The organism is Oscillibacter sp. KLE 1728 (assembly GCF_934833455.1).
GTDB lineage: Bacteria > Bacillota > Clostridia > Oscillospirales > Oscillospiraceae > Oscillibacter > Oscillibacter welbionis.
This window is the reverse complement of the sequence record NZ_CAKVVF010000122.1, coordinates 1-4,229: the sequence shown is the minus strand read 5'-3', so window position 1 is coordinate 4,229 and position 4,229 is coordinate 1. Positions and strand designations below refer to the sequence as shown.

Sequence of the window (4,229 nt, the reverse complement as noted above, 5' to 3'; positions counted from 1 at the left end):
CTTTGCGGCGAATAACCTTGCACTTCTCGCACATGGGCTTCACGGACGGTCTTACTTTCATAGTTTTTAACCATTCCTTTCAGCGGTTTGTGTCTTTTCAGCTCAAGTGGCGCTTACTTACTGCGCCAGGTGATCCGGCCGCGGGTCAGGTCATACGGGGACATCTCCACCGTCACCTTGTCGCCGGGCAGAATCCTGATGAAATTCATTCTGAGTTTTCCGGAAATATGTGCCAAAATCTTGTGTCCATTTCCAATGTCTACCTGGAACGTTGTGTTGGGCAGGGCTTCCACCACGACACCCTCCACTTCAATCATGTCGGATTTTGCCAAACGTTATCCCTCCTGGTCCGGATAAACCTCCTCGCGGTAAGCCGCAAGGGTTTTGCGAAGCTCGCTGTTGGTGATCCTGGCTTCGCCTCTGATCTTTTCAGAAAGCCGGTTCTCGTCCGCCGCTACAAACAGCACGTGTCTGCGCTTTTTGCGTTTGGGCGACTCCACCTTCCTGGATTTCCCGTCCGCCAGCAGCAGGTACTCCCCCTCCACCGCGAGAACGATGAAGAGCTTTCCCTGGTCCCGGCCGGCAACGGATCTTACGATGTTGGATGCTGCAATTTCCATGCGTTTCCTCTCAGATGGCGGGGGCCGTCAGGATCTCAGGCTCGCCGTCCGTGATCAGAATGGAATTTTCATAGTGGGCCGCCCATTTGCCGTCCAGCGTCTTGACGGTCCAGCCGTCGCTCATCTGCTGGATGGCCGCCGAACCGGCGTTCACCATGGGTTCGATTGCAAGCGTCATGCCGCGGAGGAGCCTGGGCCCCCGGCCGGGATGGCCGTAATTGGGGATCTCCGGCGACTCGTGCATCTGGGCGCCGACACCGTGGCCGACGTATTCCCGGACGATGGAGTAGCCGTGACTCTCCACGTACTGCTGGATGGCTGCCGAGATATCGAACAGCCGGTAGCCCTCCTTGGCGAACTTGATCCCCTCAAAAAAGCTCTGTCTGGTCACGTCGATCAGATCCTGCGCCTCCGGGGAGATCCTGCCGCAGGGGAAGGTGGCCGCACAGTCGCCGTGAAACCCTCCAATGTACGCTCCCACATCCACACTGACGATATCGCCCTCCTGGAGGACCCGGGGTCCGGGAATTCCGTGGATGATCTCGTCATTGACGCTGATGCAGGCGCTGGCCGGATAGCCGTTGTAATGCAGGAAGGAGGGGACTGCGCCTTGCTTGCGAATGAAATGCTCCACTGCACGGTCGATCTCATGGGTTGTGACGCCGGGCTTTACCAATTCCCCTGCATAAGCACGGGCAGCCGCGGTAATTTTTCCGGCCCGGCGCATCAATTCGATCTCATGGGGGGATTTGAGTGTAATCATACGCTCATCTCCCCAGTGCGTGGAGGATGGCCCGGGAGGTCTCTTCCACAGAGGGCTGATTCTCCACAGGCTTCAGAAGACCCCGCTGGGCATAGAAGTCCTTCAGCGGCTCGGTCTCCTTATGATAGACCTCGAGCCGCGCCTTGACGGTCTCGGGGGCATCATCTTTCCGCTGGACCAGCTTACCGCCGCACTTGTCGCACACGCCCTCCTGCTTGGGGGGCACAGCTACCATGTGGTAGCTGGCCCCGCAGGATTCGCAGACACGGCGGCCGCTCATCCGCTCCATGATGGTCTCGTCAGAGATCTCAATAGAGATCACGTCATCAAATGTGATCCCGGCCTTTTCCAGAGCCGCGGCCTGGGCGATGGTGCGGGGCACCCCGTCCAGGATATAGCCGTTCTTGCAGTCATCCTCTGCCAGCCGCTCCGTGACGATGCCGATGATGACGTCGTCCGGCACCAGCTGGCCGGCGTCCATATAGGACTTGGCCTTCAGGCCGGTGGGCGTGCCGTTCTTGATAGCCGCCCGGAGGATGTTGCCTGTGGAAATGGTGGGAATGCTCAGTTCTCTGCACAGGATTTCTCCCTGTGTTCCCTTACCGGCGCCGGGGGCGCCCAACAGGATCAGCTTCAATTGAAACGCCTTCTCTCTTATTCCAGGAAGCCCTTGTACTGACGCATCAGCATCTGGGCCTCCAGCGCCTTGACAGTCTCCAGAGCCACGCCGACCACGATGATGACGGAGGTGCCGCCGATCGCCAGATAAGCGTTGCCGACAGCCTTACCCAGCAGCAGCGGGCAGATCGCCACGATGCCCAGATAAATGGCGCCGAACAGGGTGATCTTGCTCAGGACTTTCTTGATGAAGTCCACAGTGGGCTTGCCGGGACGGAATCCCGGGATAAAGCCGCCCTGCTTCTTCAGGTTGTTGGCGATCTCCACCGGATTGAACTGGATGGTGGAGTAGAAATAGCTGAAACCGATGATCATGATGAAATACACGATCATATAGATGAAGGACTGGGTATCGATGGCGTCGTAGATTGCCCGGGAAACCGTCTCCTCCTCGGGAATACCGATGAAGGTCCAGATCGTCACGGGCAGAGACGCGATGCTCTGGGCGAAGATGATGGGCAGAACGCCGGACATATTCACCTTCATGGGGAGGTGAGAGCTCTGGCCGCCGTACATCTTCCGGCCCACCTGCCGCTTGGCATACTGGACGGGAATGCGGCGCTCTGCGTCGCTGATGAACACGACGAACACAACCAGCGCCAGGACGCCCACCAGCAGCAACACCACCAGAGCCGGGTGCAGCGCACCGTCCGCGGCAGCGCCGCCGTTGGCCCAGCTCACCACGCCGCTGTACAGAGAGCTGACAGAGGTGGGGATCCGGGACAGGATGCCGGCGAACAGAATGATGGAAATGCCGTTGCCGATGCCGAACTCCGTCACCTGCTCGCCCATCCACATGACGAAGGAGGAGCCGGCGATGAAGGACACGACGATGACCAGTGCGGGCCAGATGCCGGTGGCATCAGATGCCAGCAGGTTGTAGTTGCGCATCATGAAATAGTAGCCGACCGCCTGCAGGATGGCGATGCCGACAGTGGTATAGCGGGTGATGGACTGGATCTTCTTCCGTCCCTCTTCACCGCCGTCCTTGGCCAGCCGCTCCAGGGCCGGGATGGCCACAGTCAGCAGCTGGATGATGATGGATGCGTTGATATAGGGCTGGATGCTCAGGGCGAAGACCGTTGCCTGGGCAAAGGCGCCGCCGGACATCACGTTGTACAGGCCCAGAATGGTGCCGCCCATCTGATCCAGATAGGTCTCCAGCAGGCCGACATCCACGTAAGGCACCGTGATGGCGTTGCCGATCCGGAAGATCAACAGGATGAGGAGTGTAAAAATGATCTTCTTCCGCAGTTCGGGGATGCCCCACGCTTTGCGAATGGTTTGGATCACGTTACATCACCTCGGCCTTTCCGCCTGCTGCCTCGATAGCCTCCTTGGCAGAAGCGGAGAAAGCAGAAGCCTGGACAGTGAGCTTCTTGGACAGCTTGCCGCTGCCCAGAACCTTGTAGCCGTAGCGGCACTTGGAGAGGATACCCTTCTCCAGCAGCGCGTGGACCGTGACAGTATCGCCGTCCTGGAACTGATCCAGGGTGCTGAGATTCACGATCTCCAGGGGCTTTGCGAAGATGTTGTTGAAGCCGCGCTTGGGGATGCGGCGGGCCAGAGGCATCTGGCCGCCTTCAAAGCCAACACGGATCTTGCCGCCGGAGCGGGCCTTCTGGCCCTTGTGACCGCGGCCGCCGGTCTTTCCGTTGCCGGAGCCGGCGCCCCGGCCCTTCCGGTACGGGGCCCGGACGGAGCCCTCGGCGGGAGACAGTTCGCTCAACTTCATAATTCCGTGCCTCCTTATTTCACTTCTGTGACCTGCAGCAGGTAGCCGATCTTGGCGATCTTGCCGCGGGTCTGGTCGTTGTCGGGCTGCACGGTGATGTCACCGATCTTGCGCAGGCCCATGGAATGAGCGGTGGCGACCTGTTTTTCCAGGCGGCCGTTCAGGCTCTTGACGAGCTTAATATTTAAGTTTGCCATTTTTGCGCCTCCTTAACCCACGATCTCTTCGACGCTCTTGCCGCGGATGCGGGCGACCTCCTCGGGACCGCGCATGCTCTTGAGGCCCTCGAAGGCGGCGGCGACAACGTTGTTGGGGTTGTTGGAACGCAGGCACTTGGTCCGGATATCCTTGATGCCTGCGGCCTCGACGACGGCACGCACAGCGCCGCCGGCGATCACGCCGGTACCGGGGGCAGCGGGCTTCATCAGCACGC

The 4,229-nt window shown here is 59.7% G+C and carries 9 protein-coding genes; all 9 read right to left on the bottom strand.

Annotation, left to right across the window (positions count from 1 at the left end):
- On the bottom strand, positions 1–61 hold a 61-nt coding region (gene rpmJ, locus QVE23_RS10505; RefSeq protein ID WP_287968180.1), incomplete at its 3' end, for a 50S ribosomal protein L36.
- Positions 62–113: 52 nt separating this feature from the next.
- Entirely contained in the window at positions 114–332 is a 219-nt protein-coding gene (gene infA / locus QVE23_RS10500) for a translation initiation factor IF-1 (RefSeq protein ID WP_025544561.1), read from the bottom strand.
- A 3-nt stretch (positions 333–335) separates the two neighbouring features.
- The gene (locus QVE23_RS10495) at positions 336–620 is read right to left on the bottom strand and encodes a KOW domain-containing RNA-binding protein (protein ID WP_021749645.1); all 285 of its coding nucleotides are present in this window, start codon (positions 618–620) and stop codon (positions 336–338) included.
- Positions 621–630: 10 nt separating this feature from the next.
- Positions 631–1,383, bottom strand: coding sequence for a type I methionyl aminopeptidase (map, locus tag QVE23_RS10490; protein WP_021749646.1), 753 nt, complete (start codon positions 1,381–1,383; stop codon positions 631–633).
- 4 nt (positions 1,384–1,387) lie between these two features.
- Positions 1,388–2,020, bottom strand: a complete 633-nt coding sequence (locus tag QVE23_RS10485; protein ID WP_287968178.1) for an adenylate kinase — start codon at positions 2,018–2,020, stop codon at positions 1,388–1,390.
- 17 nt (positions 2,021–2,037) lie between these two features.
- A complete protein-coding gene (gene secY, locus QVE23_RS10480) occupies positions 2,038–3,354 on the bottom strand; it encodes a preprotein translocase subunit SecY (RefSeq protein WP_021749648.1) in 1,317 nt (438 codons plus the stop codon).
- 1 nt (position 3,355) lies between these two features.
- Entirely contained in the window at positions 3,356–3,796 is a 441-nt protein-coding gene (gene rplO / locus QVE23_RS10475) for a 50S ribosomal protein L15 (protein ID WP_021749649.1), read from the bottom strand.
- A gap of 14 nt (positions 3,797–3,810) precedes the next feature.
- Complete coding sequence (gene rpmD / locus QVE23_RS10470) at positions 3,811–3,993, bottom strand: 50S ribosomal protein L30 (protein WP_021749650.1); 183 nt, start codon at positions 3,991–3,993, stop codon at positions 3,811–3,813.
- Between the two features lie 12 nt (positions 3,994–4,005).
- Positions 4,006–4,229 (bottom strand): uS5 family small ribosomal subunit protein (locus QVE23_RS10465; RefSeq protein WP_502919095.1); only part of this gene is annotated, 224 nt, incomplete at its 5' end.